Source organism: Pseudonocardia sp. DSM 110487 (genome assembly GCF_019468565.1).
In the GTDB taxonomy this organism is placed as follows: Bacteria; Actinomycetota; Actinomycetes; order Mycobacteriales; family Pseudonocardiaceae; genus Pseudonocardia.
In genome coordinates this window covers 4,520,553-4,537,185 of sequence record NZ_CP080521.1, presented here as the reverse complement: position 1 = coordinate 4,537,185, position 16,633 = coordinate 4,520,553, and the positions used below count along the sequence as shown (strand labels likewise).

General features: G+C 72.8%; 11 protein-coding genes. 3 read left to right on the top strand and 8 right to left on the bottom strand.

Annotated elements, in window-relative coordinates; genetic code table 11:
• Positions 1 to 3: 3 nt before the first annotated feature.
• The 4 genes from K1T35_RS21120 to K1T35_RS21105 form a co-directional block, all read right to left on the bottom strand.
• A complete protein-coding gene (locus K1T35_RS21120; protein WP_255622618.1) occupies positions 4 to 1,053 on the bottom strand; it encodes an ABC transporter permease in 1,050 nt (349 codons plus the stop codon).
• A 5-nt stretch (positions 1,054 to 1,058) separates the two neighbouring features.
• Positions 1,059 to 1,874: an ABC transporter permease gene (locus tag K1T35_RS21115; protein WP_220261840.1), complete on the bottom strand. Its 816-nt coding sequence runs from the start codon at positions 1,872 to 1,874 to the stop codon at positions 1,059 to 1,061.
• A 5-nt stretch (positions 1,875 to 1,879) separates the two neighbouring features.
• The gene (locus K1T35_RS21110; protein WP_220261839.1) at positions 1,880 to 3,508 is read right to left on the bottom strand and encodes an ABC transporter substrate-binding protein; all 1,629 of its coding nucleotides are present in this window, start codon (positions 3,506 to 3,508) and stop codon (positions 1,880 to 1,882) included.
• A gap of 97 nt (positions 3,509 to 3,605) precedes the next feature.
• A complete protein-coding gene (locus K1T35_RS21105) occupies positions 3,606 to 5,477 on the bottom strand; it encodes a primary-amine oxidase (protein ID WP_220261838.1) in 1,872 nt (623 codons plus the stop codon).
• 46 nt (positions 5,478 to 5,523) lie between these two features.
• On the opposite strand from K1T35_RS21105, the gene K1T35_RS21100 reads away from it, so the two are divergent.
• The gene (locus K1T35_RS21100; protein WP_220261837.1) at positions 5,524 to 6,222 is read left to right on the top strand and encodes a GntR family transcriptional regulator; all 699 of its coding nucleotides are present in this window, start codon (positions 5,524 to 5,526) and stop codon (positions 6,220 to 6,222) included.
• 2 nt (positions 6,223 to 6,224) lie between these two features.
• Here K1T35_RS21100 and K1T35_RS21095 read toward each other — a convergent pair whose 3' ends face one another.
• The 3 genes from K1T35_RS21095 to K1T35_RS21085 are packed head-to-tail and all read right to left on the bottom strand — an operon-like array spanning position 6,225 to position 11,317.
• A complete protein-coding gene (locus K1T35_RS21095; RefSeq protein WP_220261836.1) occupies positions 6,225 to 8,534 on the bottom strand; it encodes an FAD-dependent oxidoreductase in 2,310 nt (769 codons plus the stop codon).
• A gap of 10 nt (positions 8,535 to 8,544) precedes the next feature.
• A complete protein-coding gene (locus tag K1T35_RS21090; RefSeq protein WP_220261835.1) occupies positions 8,545 to 10,005 on the bottom strand; it encodes a glutamine synthetase family protein in 1,461 nt (486 codons plus the stop codon).
• A gap of 1 nt (position 10,006) precedes the next feature.
• Positions 10,007 to 11,317 carry a Rieske 2Fe-2S domain-containing protein gene (locus tag K1T35_RS21085; RefSeq protein ID WP_220261834.1) on the bottom strand — a complete coding sequence of 437 codons (1,311 nt, stop codon included), beginning with the start codon at positions 11,315 to 11,317 and terminating at the stop codon, positions 10,007 to 10,009.
• Between the two features lie 88 nt (positions 11,318 to 11,405).
• Between K1T35_RS21085 and K1T35_RS21080 the strand changes: the two genes are divergently transcribed.
• Positions 11,406 to 12,413 carry an aldo/keto reductase gene (locus K1T35_RS21080; RefSeq protein WP_220261833.1) on the top strand — a complete coding sequence of 336 codons (1,008 nt, stop codon included), beginning with the start codon at positions 11,406 to 11,408 and terminating at the stop codon, positions 12,411 to 12,413.
• A gap of 61 nt (positions 12,414 to 12,474) precedes the next feature.
• Positions 12,475 to 14,271 carry an aminodeoxychorismate synthase component I gene (gene pabB, locus K1T35_RS21075; protein WP_220261832.1) on the top strand — a complete coding sequence of 599 codons (1,797 nt, stop codon included), beginning with the start codon at positions 12,475 to 12,477 and terminating at the stop codon, positions 14,269 to 14,271.
• Here pabB and K1T35_RS21070 read toward each other — a convergent pair.
• Positions 14,195 to 16,630 carry an HAD-IC family P-type ATPase gene (locus K1T35_RS21070; protein ID WP_220261831.1) on the bottom strand — a complete coding sequence of 812 codons (2,436 nt, stop codon included), beginning with the start codon at positions 16,628 to 16,630 and terminating at the stop codon, positions 14,195 to 14,197. The two genes, pabB and K1T35_RS21070, sit on opposite strands and share 77 nt — an antisense overlap.
• Positions 16,631 to 16,633 lie beyond the last annotated feature (3 nt).

Here is a 16,633-nt window from a genome sequence, read left to right as displayed (position 1 = left end):
CGGTCACAGCTTTCGCAGGCGCGGGTCGAGGAGCAGGTAGCCGAGGTCGACGGCGAGGTTGACCAGGGTGAACAGCACGGCGATCGCGAGCGCGGCGCCCTGCACCACGGGGTAGTCGCGCTGGTTCACCCCCGACACCAGCAGGCCGCCAACGCCCGGATAGGAGAAGACCGCCTCGGTGATCACCGCGCCGCCGAGCAGCGAGCCGAACTGCAGTCCCAGCACCGTGACGATCGGCAACGCGGAGTTGCGCAGCACGTGCCTGCGCAGGATCCCGCCCTCGGACAGGCCCTTCATCCGGGCCGTCCGCACGAAGTCGTCGCCCAGCACCTCGAGCACGGACGCCCGCACGATCCGGGTGATGTAACCGGCCATCGACAGAGCCAGGGTGGTGGCCGGCAGCACGAGGTGCGCGAGCCACGGCCCGACCAGCTCCGGACGGTCCTGCAGGATCGCGTCGAGCAGCACGAGGTTGGTGGTGGGCACGTAGTCGAGCGAGTTCGGGAGCCGCCCCAGCACCGGCAGCCAGCCGAGCTGCACGCCGAAGACCACGATCCCGAGCACCCCGAGGGCGAACCACGGCAGCGAGAAGCTGACGGTTCCGACGGCGCGCACGGCCGCGTCGACCCACGTGTCCTTGCGCACCGCGGCGACGAGCCCGGTGGCGCCGCCGATCAGCACCGCGACGAGCATCGCCGCGACCGTGAGCTCGATCGTCGCGGGCAGCGACGCCGCGAGCAGGCCGACCACGCTGTTGCCGCCGAAGAACGACGTCCCCAGATCCAGCCGCGCCACGTCGCCGAGGTAGTCGAGGTACTGCGCGTACCAGGGCCGGTCGAGCCCGAGCGCCTCCGCGATCCGCTGCTCGTTCTGCGCGATCTGCTCCGTGGTGAGCCCGGTCGAGCCGCTCGCCGCCAGTGCGGCGGCCGGCGCGCCCGGGATGAGCCGCATCGCCGCGAACACGCATGTGGCCAGCGCGAGCAGCACCAGCGGGACGGCGAGCAGCCTGCGGAGCACGACCGCCGCGAGGCCGGAGCCGCGCCGCGTGGCCATGGCGGTCACGACATGCCCCTCGGGTCGAGCGCATCCCGCACGTCGTCACCGACGAAGTTGCAGGCGACGACGAAGCCGAGCGTGGCGAGCGCGGGCAGCACCACGAGCGACGGCGCGGAGTACACGAACTCCTGGCCGGCCTGCACCATGTAGCCCCAGTCCGGGGTGGGCGGCTGGATCCCGAGACCGAGGTAGGACAGGCCGGCGGCGAACCCGGCCGCGATCGAGAGGGTCATCAGCACCTGGACCAGCAGCGGCCCCGCGATGTTGGGCAGGATCTCGCGGAGCATGACGTGCGGCGGGCGGGCGCCTGCCATGCGCGCCGCGAGCACGTAGTCGCGGGCGTTCTCCCTGGCCGCCAGTGCTCTCGCGAGGCGCGCGATCCCGGGCGCGAGCGCGACGCCGATCCCCACGACGAGGCTCGTGGCCCCGGCCCCGCCCGCCGCGACCACCAGGATGATCAGCAGGACGGACGGGAACGCGAGCCCCAGGTCGGTGACCCGCATGAGGAGCCCTTCGACCCGCCCGCCCACGTACCCGGCGGGCAGCCCGACCGCGACGCCGACCACGGTGGCGACCAGGGTTGCGAGCAGCGCCACGGTGAGCAGCGGCCGGGCGCCGTACACGAGCCGGGCGAGCTGGTCGCGGCCGAGGTCGTCGGTGCCGAGCAGGTGCCCCGGCGAGCCGGCGGGAAGCAAGGCGTCGGGCGTCTGCCGCAGCGGGTCGCCCGGCACGAGCAGCGGCCCGACGAGCGCGACCACCAGGTAGGCCAGCACGACGATCCACGCGACGGTGCCCGTGGCGGTCCGTCCGCGCTTCACCTCCTTCACGCCCCGGACATGGTGGCGTTCTCCATGAAGCAGCGGTGGTTGCCCAGCGCGCTCACGTTCATGCCGGTCACGCCGGCACCGCTCACCACCAGGTTGGTCGAGTAGCAGAGCACCGACAGGACCATGTACTCCTCGGCCCAGCGGCGTTGGATCGCGCTGTACGCGGCGGTTCGCTCGTCGCCGACGGAGAGGTTGCGGGCGGCGACGGTGTCGGCGGTGAACCGCTCGCTGCCCGGCAGGGTGTCGAAGCCGGTGGCGAAGCTGCCGTAGACGCCCGTGGGCACGGCCATCGCGCCGACCATGTCGTCCGGGTCGGGGACGTAGATGTTGCGCTCCCAGATCATGAGCTCGTGGAACGGGTCGGCCGTGTCCCTGATCCGGCTGAAATACGTGGCCGGGTCGACCGATTCGAGGACCACGACGAGCCCGATGTCGGTGAGGTTCTGCGCCACGAGCTGCGCGGCCCGCGCGTGCCACGTGTCGCTCGGCGCCATCAACCGGACCTCGCGCCCCACCGCTCCGACTGACTCCAGCAACCGGCGCGCCTCGGCGGGGTCGTGGCGGCTGAGGTCGGCGAGCGCCGGGTCGTGTCCGGGCAGCGGCGGCGGGATCGTGTATCCGACGGGCAGCGCACCGACGCCGAAGAAGGCCTGAGCGAGCACCGTCTCCCGGTCGATCGCGAGGTTGATCGCCTGCCGCACTTCGAGCTCTGCGAGCGCGGGCCTGCGGGCGTCCATCATCAGCATCGCGTCGAAGCCGTACGGCGTGTCGTACACCGTGACGGCGTCGCTGGCGCGCAGCTGATCCACCGCCGAGTACGGGGTGAACTGGGTGATCGACAGGTCACCGGACAGCAGGGAGCTGATGATCGTCGACGAGTCCTGCACCTGCTGCATGACGACGCGGTCGATGTGGGGCCGGCCCAACCGGAAGCCGTCGAAGGCTTCGAGCGTGACCGACTGCCCCGAGGTGGCGGACACGAGCCGGAACGGCCCGGTGCCCACCAGGTTCTTCCCGATGTCGGCACCGTGCTCGTCGAGCGCAGCTTTGGAGATGATCCGGCCGCCGATGTCGGACAGCGTCGCGAGCACCGTGCCGTCCGGCTCCGCGAGAACCATCCGCACCGTCCGCGGGTCCGGCGCCTCCAGTGAGGTGACGTTGGCCCCGAGGCTCCGCAACGGCCGGGTCGCGCCCTCGGCCAGCGTCGGGTCGTCCGGGTCGAACTGACGCCCAAGGCTGGCGAGCACGTCCGCCGACGTGAGCGTGGAGCCGTCGTGGAACGTGACGCCCTCGCGGAGGGTGAAGGTGTAGGTCAGGCCGTCCGGCGAGATGTCCCAGCTCTCGGCGAGATCGGGCTGCGGCGCGGGGTCCTCGAACGAGATGAAGGTCAGGCCCCGGCAGACCGAGTCGACGACCATCCAGTCCCCGAGCGTGGTGTAGAAGGCCGGGTCGAAGACGGCGCTCGTCGCGTCGATGCCCATCGTGAGCGTCCCGCCGGACGGGCCCCCCGAGCCCGCACCGCCACCGTCGCGCGAGGCGATCCCGCACGCCGCCAGCAGGCTCGTGACCCCGAGCAGGCCGCCGCCGCGCAGGACCGACCGCCGGGACACCTGCACGTGGGCCATGGGGAGCTCCTCAGTTCGGGATCCAAAATCTAGGTTCTGCGATCCAAACCGATGCTTGTTGGATCACATTACTGCGATGTGACGTGCGTGAGAAGGGTCAGTGACACCGGCTCTGTGGGGCCGGCACGTCCATCGCGGGGTTGCGGTCGAAGAAGCCGTCGGGTTCGAGCACCATCCGCAGCGTGTCGACGGGCATCACCGGCCACTGCTCGGGCCGCGGGTAGTGGTGGCTGCCCAGCACCGGCCAGAGCACGAGCTCCACGCCGTCGAGAGACCGGTCGCGGCGCTGCCACGCGTGCACGCCGTCCTCCCCCGGTTCGGCGTGGTTGGGGTACTCGCCGCCGACGTACCGCTCGTGCTGGTCGAAGGGCGTCGCCCACAGGTGGTGGTGCACGAAGGGGGCGCGCCGCGCCATGACCGAGTCGGGGCGGCCCAGCGGCCGGGCGGTGCCGTGCAGCGTCAGCCGGTACGCCGTCGGCTCGCCGTAGCGGTTGCGGGCCGTCGCACTCTCGATGCGCCAGTGCCGCGCGGTGCCGGGATCGGTGTCGCGGGCGGCGTCGGCCTCGCGCAGGATCGGGGTGCGGACGTGCCGCACGGCGTTGCCGTACGGGTCGCGCTCCGGGTCGGGCTCGGCCTCGGCGTGCGCCTCGACCAAGCGGTTCAGCGGGCCGTCGACGGCGGCGTCGAGGCGCAGCCCGAAGTAGTGCTGGTGGGTGGGCACCTGCACGTTCTCGGCGACCCGCCTGCCGTACGGGACCTCCTCCCCCGCCCCGGTCCCGGACGCGGACAGGATCCCGGTGAGCTTGACCTCCAGCTCGATCCGGCCGTCCTGGTGCAGCGACCAGTAGAACCCGTAGTCGTAGTTCGCCACGGTGTGGAAGCTGGACACGACGAGGCGCCGTGACCGCCGCACCTGCCCGACCCCGCGGCGCAGGTCGTTGTGCTTCCAGAGGACGCTGTCGTCCTCCTCGTGCATGCAGATCGCGTTGCGGACGGTGACGGCCTCTCCGCTGCCGCCGAGGTAGCTGGCGTCGAAGTAGTGGATGACGCCGAGGCAGTCGCAGCCCAGTTCGAGGGAGTTGGTCAGCGGGCCCGCGCCGTACTCGCCCCAGTCGAAGAAGTTCTTGCGGTACTGGGTGGGGTTCGGGTCGAGGTAGGGCACGTACATCTCGTTGCACGCCGCGCGCCGCAGCACGGAGCGCCCGAGGAACTCCAGATCGTGGAGCACGAGGCCCTCGCGGTGGGTGAAGCCGACGCGGAACCGCCAGCCCTGCCACTCGACGCGGTGCCCGTCGACGGTGAAGCTCGGCCCGTCGGGCTGCACGACGTCGAGCGCGCGCAGTCCCGGCCGCTCCGGGCCGTACGCTCCTGGCTCGAGGGGACCCGCCTCCTCGGACAGCGGGACGACGCCGTGGTCCTCGACCTCCAGGACCTCCATGGCGTGCATGTCGATGATCGGTACGACGCCCTGCACCGGCCGGGCGTAGCCGTTGTCGCCCTCCTCGGTGCGGTGCCACACGGTGCCCCATGTGAGCCGGCGCCCCGCGTACCGCGCGGGTTCGAAGCCGCCAATCGACTCGGCGTCGATCATCACGAGCGAGACGTCGTGGATGCCGCGCTTCGCCAGGGCTTCCTTGAACAGCGGGCTGTTGCGGCACGCCTGCGCCGCGGCCCTCGCTTCGTCGGACGTCACGCCGGGGCGGCGGTGGTCCATCGGGCGCCACTCGACGCAGCGCGGGGCGGCACCGAGCTCGACGTCCACCTCCCACGCGGCGGGAACTTCGTGGTCGGTGACGACGATCCGCACCCGTCGCTCCCCGGCCCTGGCACGCGCCTCGTCCAGCACAGCACCCCAGAAGGAGACGCGCTCCCCCAACAGGCCGTCGGCCCGCACGAGTGCAACGGCCTGTTCGATCTCCGCCGGGGTCAGCGGATCGAGCGGATGGGTGGGGAGCGCAGAACCTGGCATGATTGGATCCTCACTAGCAGGTTGTGTATCCAAGGGGGGCTTGATCGTGGATTCCGACCCGACTCCCCGGGAGTCGAACGCTCTCGTCGACGAGACCGCCGCCGCGATCCGCGCGCGGATCATGTCGGGGGAGATCCCGATCGGCGCCCAGCTGCGCCAGGCCGACCTGGCCGCCACGCTCGGCGTCAGCCGCACCCCGATCCGGGAGGCGCTGCGCCAGCTCCAGGCAGGCGGGCTGATCGAGGTGCTGCCCCGGCGCGGTGCCGTGGTGCGGGTGCCCGCGCCATGGGAGGTCAGGGAGGCCTACGAGGTGCGGGCCGAACTGGAAGGCCTCGCCTGCGTGCGCGCCGTCGGCGAGATCACCTCCGAGCAGCTCGACGAGCTGCGCCGCACCAACGACGTGCTGCGCGAAGGCCCGCCCGCGAACGGGCAGCCGGTGTCGCCGACGACCGTGGCGAACGACCGGTTCCACACGCTCATCCACGAGATCGCCGGGAACGAGCGACTCGCCCGCACCATCCGCGACATCAACGACGCGTTCCCGCGCAACGTCTCCGCGCTGGTGCTGCAGGACAACCCGCGGCTGCGCGCCAACAACCTCGCCCAGCACGAGCGGATCGTCGAGGCGCTCGCCGCGAACGACGCCGAGTTCGCCCGCAAGGAGATGCGCGACCACGTGATCGCCGCGGGCGAAGCGCTCGCCCGGTGGTACGAGCGGCGCTCGCAGACGGTGTTCCGGGGGTGATCTCACGCGCGCCCCAGCATCTCTGCGGGGTCGAGGAAGGCCAGGTCCGGCCGCGCGACGCCGTGCGCGAGGTCGGCGAGCGCTTCGCCGATGGCCGGCCCGAACTTGAAGCCGTGGCCCGAGCAGGCGGCGGCGACCAGCACCTGCGGGGTGGCGGGCAGCGGTCCGACGGCGAACCGGTAGCGCGGGGCGAGGGTGTAGCGACAGGCGATGTCCTCGACGACGGGCCCGTCGGCCGCCGGGAGGAACCGGTGCGCAAGGGCTCGCAGTACCTCGCGTTCCTCGAGCGTAACCGGTCCGGGCGGCGTCGCCGGGTCGTCCGCGGGACCGTGGTCGAGGCCAACCTTGACCGCGTGCCCGCCGATCGCGGGGATGCCGTAGATCAGCCCGACGTCCGGCACGTCCACCGAGAAGGCGCCGAGCGCCGGCGGGGCGAGCATCGCCGGGTTCGACGAGCCGACGTGCACGTTGACGATCCGCACGACGTTCAGCAGCCCGGCGAAGGCCGGCACCAGGTCGCCGATCCACGGCCCGGCGCACAGCACGAGCCGTTCCGCGCGCACGTCACCGACCGGGGTGCGGACGATCACGCCGTCGCCGTCGGGCTCCCAGCCGAGCACCGGGGTCTCGTCCCGGCGCTGCACGCCGTACCGGCGCCCGAGCTCGGCGAGGGCGGTGAGCGCGCCCTCGGCGTCGAGCACGCCTGCGCCCGGGTCGTGCAGCGCCTCGAAGTCCGGGCCGAGCGCCAGTCCCGGCGCGATCTCGGCGGCCCGCGCGTGGTCCACCACGCGACAGCCCGGCCCGCGCATTCCCGTGGTCCCGACCGGGTGCGCGTAGATCCCGCCGGTGGTGGTGAGCAACGTGCGCCCGGACTCCCGCGCCAGGTCGGCCCAGCCCGCGTAGGCACGCTCGACGAGGCCGTCCCAGACCGGCGAAGCATACGCGCGGCGGATCATGCGGGTCGGCCCGTGCGACGAGCCCTCGCCGTGTCCCGGCCGCGAGCGCTCCAGATGGAGCACCTCGGCGCCGCGGGCGGCGAGCCGCCACGCCGCCGACGAGCCGTGGACCCCGGCGCCGACGACCACGACGTCCACCCGCTCGGGCAACTTGCGAGGGCGGCGCGGCGCAGGCCGCGTGACTGCGTCCACGAGAGCGTCGAGATCGTCATCGGAGTTGTAGACGTGCATCGAGGCCCGCACCACGGCGTCGATCCCCCTCCGGCCCAGGTCCCAGCGGCCGTGGGCCGCCGGCACGGCGACGACGTGCACCCCGGCCGCGCGCAGCCGGCTCGCGGTGGCGGCCGCCGGTTCGTCCTCGCGGACGAACGTCACGATCCCGCCGCCGGCCGCCGGCGGGTCCACGACCCGGACGCCGGGCACGTCGGCGAGCGCGGCCCGCATCGCATGCCCGAGGGCCGAGACGTGCTCGTGGACGATGTCGACGCCGGCGCCGAGGGCCTCTTCGAGGGCCGTGGCCAGGCCGAGCCGGAGCGCGTGCGCGGCCTCCCACGTCTCGAAGCGGCGAGCGCCGGGGGCGGCGGCGAACTCCTGGTCGGCGATCCACTCGGCGCCGCGGACATCCGGGGCCGACGGGCGCAGGCCCGCCCCGAAGGCGGGGTCGACCCACAGCAGCCCGGTGCCCCGGGGCGCGCGGATGAACTTGCGGCCGGTGCCGACGAGCATCTGGCACCCGATCGCGGCGACGTCGACGGGGAGGTGGCCGAGCGACTGGGTGGCGTCCAGCAGGAACGGCACGCCTGCCGCCGAGGCGAGCGCGCCGATCGCGCGCACGGGCTCCACCAGCCCGGATGACGTGGGCACGTGCGCGGCCGTGACCAGCGCGGCGGGCGTCCCAAGCGCCGCTTCCATGGCGTCGAGGTCCACCGCACCCGTCGCGTCGGTGCCGATCACGTCGACGGTGATGCCGCGCGTGCGCCGCAGCTCCATGAGGTGCAGGGCCGAGCTGACGTAGCTCGACGACGTGGCGATCACGCGGTCGCCGGGGCGGAGCGCGAGCGCGTCGACGGCCCGGTGCCACGAGACCGTTGCGCTCTCGGTGAGGGCGATGTCGGCCGCTTCCCCGCCGAGCAGGGCGGCGGCCAGGTCGTAGCAGCGCTCCAGCCGGGGCCGGGCGAGCGCCGCGGCCTCGTAGCCGCCGATCCGGGCCTCCAGCCGCAGGTGCTCCACCACCGCCTCCAGCACCGCGGCACTGGGCAGTGCGGCACCTGCCGCGTTCAGGTGGTGGGCGTGGCTCGTCCCGGGGGTGGCAGCGCGGGCGCGGGTGACGAGCGTTCCTTCGGCGGTTGCCGTCACAGGAGGCCCCTCATAGAAGGCCGAAGTATTCGCGCTGCTCCCAGTCGGAGACGTGGGCGAGGTAGCGGTCGAACTCGGCCCGCTTGATGGCGGTGAACCAGGCGACGACCTCGCTCCCCCATGCCCGCTCGAACACGGGGTCGGCGGCCAGGGCGTCGAGGGCCTCGCCGAGCGAGCGGGGCAGCGCCGCCACCGGAGCCGTGTAGGGCGCATCGAGGGGTTCTCCGGGGTCGACGGCGTTCGCGACGCCGTCCCGCCCGGCGGCCACCTGGGCCGCGATGTAGAGGTACGGGTTCGCGGCGGGCTCCCCGGCGCGGTTCTCCAGCCGCGCTCCGCCCTCGTCCCGGGCGGGGAGGACTCGGATCATGGCGGCCCGGTTGTCGATGCCCCACCCGACCCGATCCGGCGCGAGGGAGTGGGGCAGGTACCGCTTGTAACCGTTGACCGTCGGCGTGCAGAACACCGCTCCCGCGGCCGCGTGCCGCAACAGGCCGCCGAGCCAGTGCCGGCCGGTCGACGAGAGCAGCTCCCCTGGCGCGTCCATCACGGCTCGCCCGGTGCCGTCCCGCAACGACTGGTGCAGGTGCCACCCGGTGCTCGCCGATGCGCTGCCCGCCGGCCGGGACATGAAGGTGGCCCGCAGCCCGGAGCGCAGGCACAGCTGCCGGATCGCGGCGCGCGCGAGCACGACGTCGTCCGCGGCAAGGTGCGCGGCGCGGGCCGCCATGGTGATCTCGAACTGGCTCGGCCCGAACTCCAGTTCCAGCGTGCGGACGGGCAGGTCGAGGTCGGTGAGCCCGCGGTGCAGGGTGCGGACGAGCTCGTCGTGGCGGTCGAGGCCCTCCTCGTGCAGGAGCTGCCCTCCCGTACTGAGCGGCACCGGAACGCCGTCGGGGCCGGGCTCGCCGAAGACGTGGAACTCCAGCTCCACGCCGACGGTCAGCTCGAGCCCGGTTGCCGCGAGCCGCCCCAGCTCGCCGCGCAGCAGGCTACGCGTGCAGAACGGCACCGGCCTGCCGTCGGGGAAGTGCACGTCCGACAGCAGCCACCCGGTGTCGCGCGACCATGGCAGCACCCGGAAGGTCGTCGGGTCCGGCACCAGTACGACGTCGCCGATCCCGGCGAAGCCCTCGACCCCGAGGCCGGGGTCGGCGCTGAAGACCGGCGCGACGGTGCGGCCCGCGGTGTCCTTGAGCAGCAGCGACGACGGCGCGGTGATGCCCGAGCGCAGGGCCGCCGGCAGCGCCTCGCGCGTGACGGTCTTGCCGTGCACCACCCCGTGCTGGTCGGCGAACCCGATGCGCACCCGCTCGACGCCCAGCTCGTCGACCACCCGCCGCAGCTGGGCGGCCGCGGCGTGCTTGGCGTCGTCCCAGAGCTCGTGGCGGGCCACGAAGCCCTCCCGGTCGGTCGCGAGCATCGGGCGCACGGCGCTCCCGCCGCCCGCCTCGGAGACCGGGCGCTCGTCCACGCTACGCACCGGCGGCCCATGGCGATCGGAGCCTGCGTTCCCGTTCTCGGTCACGCCATGCCTGTTCCCAGCCCTCTGCGGGAGCGATCGTGTCGACGGCGAGTGGCCCGGTGAGGGCGCGGGCCGACGGGGCGTCGATCGGCAGGCCGGGGGTCGGGCGCCCGGCCTCGAACGCGTCGATCGCGCGCAGGAGCATGCGCCGGTTGGCGGTGATGGCCCGGTCGGAGACGCCGAGCCGTTCCACCGTGCGGTCCTGGACCCGGCCCATGCTCTCGACGGCCCACTGGTCATGGACGTTGATGTCCAGCCCCATGCCCGTGTAGGTCAGATCGCGCTGCTCAATGGGGTCGAAACCCCAGTCGTTGTCGCGGTTGCGCAGCGGCCGGTAGTCGGGCAGCGAGACCTCGGAGAGCCGCTGGGCGAGCAGCGTCTCCTTGTCCGTCTCCGCCGCGAAGTCGTAGAAGATCATGTACCAGTAGTGGTTCTCGTCGTCGATCGGCACGTGCCACTGGCAGAAGACCCGGTCGTTGCCGAACGGCACGACGAAGGCGTTGGGGAACACCAGGTTCGTCACGCGGACGTGCTTGAGCCGCTCGGTGAGCCGCCGCACCGCGTAGACCCGCAGCCCGTGCGCGTCCTCCTCCACCTCGATGTCGGGCCGGTAGTTCTCGGCCACCAGCTCCGAGAGCTTCTTGTCGGTGCCCTCGACGACCTCGCTGAACTGCCGGCCGTAGACCTCGCGCGGGTCCTCGCCGACGAACCGGTGCAGGAACGACACGTGGCTCGGGTCGATCCCGCCCTCGACGCCCTGCAGCCAGTTGCACTCCCAGAGCCCCTTGAACGCGAACGTGTACGCGTCGGGCGCGGTGAAGCAGTCGTAGTCCGGGAACGGGGGCGGATCGCCCTCACCGAGGTAGGCGAAGACGATCCCGTTGCGCTCCTCGCAGGGGTAACTCGGGATCCGCACCCTGGAGGCGAACGTCGAGTGCTCCGGCTCGGCCGGCTGCTCCAGGCAGCGACCGTCCGGGCCGTAGAGCCAGCCGTGGTAGAGGCACCGCAGGCCGCCGTCCTCCAGCCGGCCGAAGGACAGGTCGACGCCCCGGTGGGCGCAGAACCGGCCCACCAGGCCCCAGCCGCCCTCGCGCCGGAAGAGCACGAGGTCCTCGCCCAGCAGCCGCACCGCCTTCACCGGACGGTCCGCGGGCATCTCGGACACGAGCGCCGCGGGCTGCCAGTAGGCGCGCATCAGGCGGCCGAGCGGCGTTCCGGGCCCGGACCGCGTGACGCGCTCGTTGTCCGCCTGCTTCAGCATCCCGCGACCTCATGAATCCTAGAGCGAGCAAAGTGGATCCAGAATACGGATGAACGGGTCCACGCACCAGGGTGCAAGACTGATCGTCATGCCCTACATCGCGGCCGAGCAGCGTTACGAGCACGACATCTACCGGCGCGCCGGCCGGTCCGGCCTCGTCCTGCCCCGCATCTCGCTGGGCCTCTGGCACAACTTCGGCGAGGACAAGCCGCGCGAGGTGCAGAAGGCGATCCTCTTCCGAGCGTTCGACCGAGGCGTCACCCACGTCGATCTCGCCAACAACTACGGCCCGCCCTACGGCGCAGCCGAGCTCACCTTCGGCGAGATCCTGCGCCACGACCTCATGCGCTACCGCGACGAGCTGATCATCTCTACGAAAGCCGGCTACGACATGTGGCCCGGCCCCTACGGCGACGGCGGCTCGCGCAAGTACCTCACCGCGAGCCTCGACCAGTCGTTGCGACGCATGGGACTCGACTACGTCGACGTCTTCTACAGCCACCGCCGCGACCCGGACACTCCCCTCGAGGAGACGATGGGCGCGCTCGCGAGCGCCGTGCGGGCCGGCAAGGCGCTCTACGCCGGGATCTCCTCCTACTCGCCGGCGGACACCGCCCGCGCCGCCGCGATCCTGCGCGACCTGGGCACGCCCCTCACGCTGCACCAGCCGCGCTACTCGATGCTCGACCGCCGCATCGAGGAGGGCGAGCCGTCGCTGCTGGACGTCCTCGACGCCGAGGCCGTGGGCGCGGTCGTCTTCTCCCCGCTCGAACAGGGCGTGCTCACCGACCGCTACCTCGACGGCATCCCGGCCGACTCCCGCGCGGCGGGCGGCCGCTACCTCACGGCGTCGTCCATCACCGAGGAGCGGATCGCGACCGTCCGGCGGATCGCTCCGATCGCCGCGGAGCGCGGCCAGAGCATCGCGCAGCTCGCGCTGGCGTGGGTGCTGCGGCACGACGCCGTGACCTCGGCGATCATCGGGGCGTCGTCGGTCGCCCAGCTCGACGCGAACCTCGACACCCTCGAGAACCTGGACATCTCCCCCGCCGAGCTGGACGCCATCGAGAAGGCACTGGTCGGGCGCGACGAATAGCGCATGGCGGATGCGCGGTCCGCCGATCCGGCCGCACGGGTACGGGGGCAGGATTCGTGGGGTGCACGCAGCTCGCCCGTGGGCGCGGTTCGACGACTTCACGGCGGGGTGTGCCGTGCGGTTCCCCGAGGCCGAACAGGTGCTGGCGGCGTGGCAGCCCGGCGAGGTGGCAGGCGTCCTCGACGCGGTGGAGCGCCGGACGGCCGCGGGAGCGTGGGCGTTCGGCTTCGTCGCCTTCGAGGCCGCATCGGGGCTCGACCCCGTCCTCACCACCCGGGAACCGGTCGACGGGCTGCCCCTCGCGTGGTTCGGCATCGCGCGGCCACAGGACGCCGCGCTGCCGTACCCCGGACCCGGCGGATGGCCTGCCGGTTCGTGGGCGCCCGAGTGGGACGAGCGCCGCCACCAGGCGGCCGTTGCAGAGGTGCGGTCCCGGATCGCCGCGGGCGAGACCTACCAGTGCAACCTCACCACCCGGCTGACCCGCGCCGTGGACGGCGACCCCGAGGAGCTGTACCGGGACCTCGCGCTCGCCCAGCGCGGGGCGTACAACGCCTACCTCGACACCGGCCGGTTCGTCATCGCCAGCGCGAGCCCCGAACTGTTCTTCGAGCTCTCCGGCGACCGGATCCTCATGCGCCCGATGAAGGGCACCGCCGCCCGTGGCCGGACGGTGGCCGAGGACGAGCGGATCGTCACCCGGCTGCGCTCCAGCCCGAAGGAGCGCGCCGAGAACATCATGATCGTCGACCTCGTTCGCAACGATCTGGCCCGCGTCGCCACCGCGGGCAGCGTGCAGGTGCCGCGCCTCCTGCACGCCGAACGGTTCGAGACCGTGCACCAGCTGACCTCGGACGTCACCGCTCGGCTGCGCCCGGACGTCGGGCTGACCGGGATCTTCCGCGCCCTGTTCCCCTGCGGGTCGGTCACCGGCGCCCCGAAGGCCCGCACGATGGAGCTGATCCGCGACGTCGAGGACTCGCCGCGCGGCGTGTACTGCGGCGCCATCGGCGTGGTCGCGCCTCCCGGTGCGCCGTTCAGGGCCCGGTTCTCCGTGGCGATCCGCACCGTCCTGATCGACCGCGAGCACGGCAGCGCGACGTACGGCACCGGCGGCGGGATCACGTGGGGCTCCCAGCCGGCCGCCGAGTACGCCGAGCTGCTCGCCAAGGCCCGGGTGCTCGACGCGCGCCCGCGGGAGTTCCACCTCATCGAGACCATGAGACACGAAAGCGGGAGGCTCGAGACCGCCGGGCAGCTGCGCTCGCTCGACGCCCACCTCGCCCGGGTGGCGGCGTCGGCGGGCTACTTCGGATTCTGCTTCGACGCCGACACCGTCCGGACCGCCCTCGCCACGCGCCTCGACGGCGCCGGCGACGCACGGGTCCGGCTGCGCTGCTACCGCGACGGCACCGTCGGCGTCGACGTCGAGGAGCTCCCCCGGCCCGCGGCGGGCCCTGTCCGCCTGGCGATCGACCCGGAGCCGATCGACTCCGCCGTGTCCTGGCCGCACCACAAAACCAGCCTGCGCGAGCCGTACTCGGCGCGGCTGGCCCGGCATCCGTCGGCCGACGACGTGGTGCTGGTGAACGAGCGCGGCGAGGTCACCGAGTCCTGCACGGCCAACCTCGCCGTCCGGCTGGACGGCCAGTGGTGGACTCCCCCGCTGGAGAGCGGCTGCCTGCCCGGCGTCGAGCGCGCCCGGCTCCTGGCCGAGGGCGCGCTCCACGAGCGACTCCTACGGCCCGCGGACCTGCGCCGGGCCGAGGACCTCGCCCTCGTCAACTCGCTACGTGGCCGGCGGCCTGCGACGCTGTCCGGCCGAACCGCTTCTCGGCCCACCAGGCGAGCTGGATGACCACCACGCCGACCGCGGCGCAGGCCAGTGCCGTGAGCGTGTGGTCGGGTGTCGGGTCGAGCAGGAAGAGGCGCTGGGTCAGCGGCGTGAGGAACATGAGTGCCGAGGCAGTGACCATCACGACCACGAGCACGACCTTCCACCACGCGTACGGCCGCGCCACGGCGGCGAGCACCCAGAGCGCCATGCCGATCAGGGTGATCAGGGCCGCGGTGCTGGCCCGCACCACATCCTCGGGAGCAGCGCCGGGGCCAGGGTTGGCGAGCAGGTAGGACACGAAGCAGGACGCCGCGATCACCACGCCCGCCGGCAGGGCGATGCGCATGACCCGGCCGACGAATCCCGGGCGGGCACGCTCGGCGTTGGGCGCCAGCGCGAGCACGAACGCGGGGAGCCCGATGGTGAACCAGCCGGTGATCGTCACGTGCCGGGGAAGGAACGGGTACGGCAGCGCGTCGAGCCCGATGAGCCCGGGGATCCCCACCAGGAACGCGAGCAGCACCGAGTAGACGGTCTTGGTGAGGAACAGGGTGGAGACCCGCTCGATGTTGCCGATGACGCGGCGGCCCTCGGCGACCACGTGCGGGAGCGTGGCGAACTTGTTGTCCAGCAGCACGATCTGGGCAACCGAGCGGGTGGCGGGGCTGCCGCTGCCCATGGCGACGCCGATGTCGGCGTCCTTGAGCGCGAGGACGTCGTTCACGCCGTCGCCGGTCATCGCGACCGTGTGCCCGCCCGCGTGCAGCGCGCCGACCATCGCCCGTTTCTGCACCGGCGTGACCCGGCCGAACACGGACGCCCCCTGCACCGTGTCGGCCAGCTGTGCGGCGTCCTCGGGCAGGTTGCGCGCGTCCACAGGGGCACCGGCGCCGGGCAGTTCGAGCGCGGCCGCGACGGCCCCGACCGAGCGGGCGTTGTCGCCGGAGATGACCTTCACGGTCACGTCCTGCTCGGCGAAGTAGTCGAGGGTGGCCTTCGCGTCGGGACGGATCTTCTGCTCCAGCACGACGAGCGCGGCCGGGTCGACCCGGCCCGGCCCGCCCGGGGTGTCGACGGGGAGCTGCGCGCGGCCCAGCAGCAGCACCCGCAGCCCGCGCGCGCCGATCGTCTCGGCCTCTGCGCGCTCGGCGCTGCCCGGGCCCTCCGCGGGCAGCAGGACGTCCGGCGCGCCGAGCACCCAGTGTCCATGCCCGGCGAAGCTCGCCCCGCTCCACTTGCGCGCCGACGAGAACGGGGCCACCGCCTCCACCGTCCAGCCCGGGTTGTCGGGGTAGGCATCGGCGATCGCGGTGAGGCTCGCGTTGGGGTTGGGATCGACGTCCGCGAGAGCGGCCAGTGCGCGAGCCGGAGTCGCGTTGCCGTCGCCGTTGCCAGTGCTGTTGTCGTTGCCCACGGCTCGCACCTCGGCGAGGCGCAGCGCGTTCTCGGTGAGCGTCCCGGTCTTGTCCGCGCACACCACGTCGACCCTGGCGAGGCCCTCGATCGCCGGCAGCTCGTTGACCAGGCACATCCGCTTCCCGAGCCGCACCACGCCGACGGCGAACGCGATGGACGTCATGAGGATCAGACCCTCGGGGACCATCGGCACCAGCGCGGCGACCATGCCCCGCAACGCCTCGGGGAGCGCCTGGTTCCCGGAGAGCTGGTTGTAGATCGACAGCGCCCCGGCGGGGATCAGCAGGTAGGTGATGAACTTCAGGATCCGGTTGATCCCGTTGCGCAGCTCGGAGTTGACCAGGGTGAACTTGCTGGCCTCCTCGGCGAGCTTGGCGGCGTAGGCGTCGCGGCCCACCCGCGTGGCCCGGTAGGCGCCGCTGCCGGCCACCACGAAGCTGCCGGAGAGCACCACCGCGCCCGGCTGCTTCACGACCGGGTCCGACTCGCCGGTCAGCAGCGACTCGTCGACCTCGAGCGCCTCACCGGCCACCACCTGCCCGTCGACGACGACCTGGTCGCCGGGCCCCATCTCGATGATGTCGTCGGCGACGATCTCGTTCGGCGCGAGCTCTTGCGCACGACCGTCCCGACGCGCCCGCGGCCGCGCCTGTCCGACGATCGACAGCTCGTCGAGGGTCTTCTTCGCGCGCAGCTCCTGGACCATGCCGACCAGGCTGTTGGCCAGGATGAGCAGCCCGAACATCCCGTCCAGCAGGTAGCCGGTGGACACGATGATCAGGAAGAGCACCCCGAAGATCGCATTGATCCGGGTGAACACGTTGGCCCGGACGATCTCCCCCACCGTGCGGCTGGCGCGCAACGGGACATCGTTGGTGCGGCCATCGGCGACGCGCCGGGCGACCTCGGCGGCCGTCAGGCCGTGCTCGACATCCGTGCTGGGGACATCCGGACGCACTGTCACGCT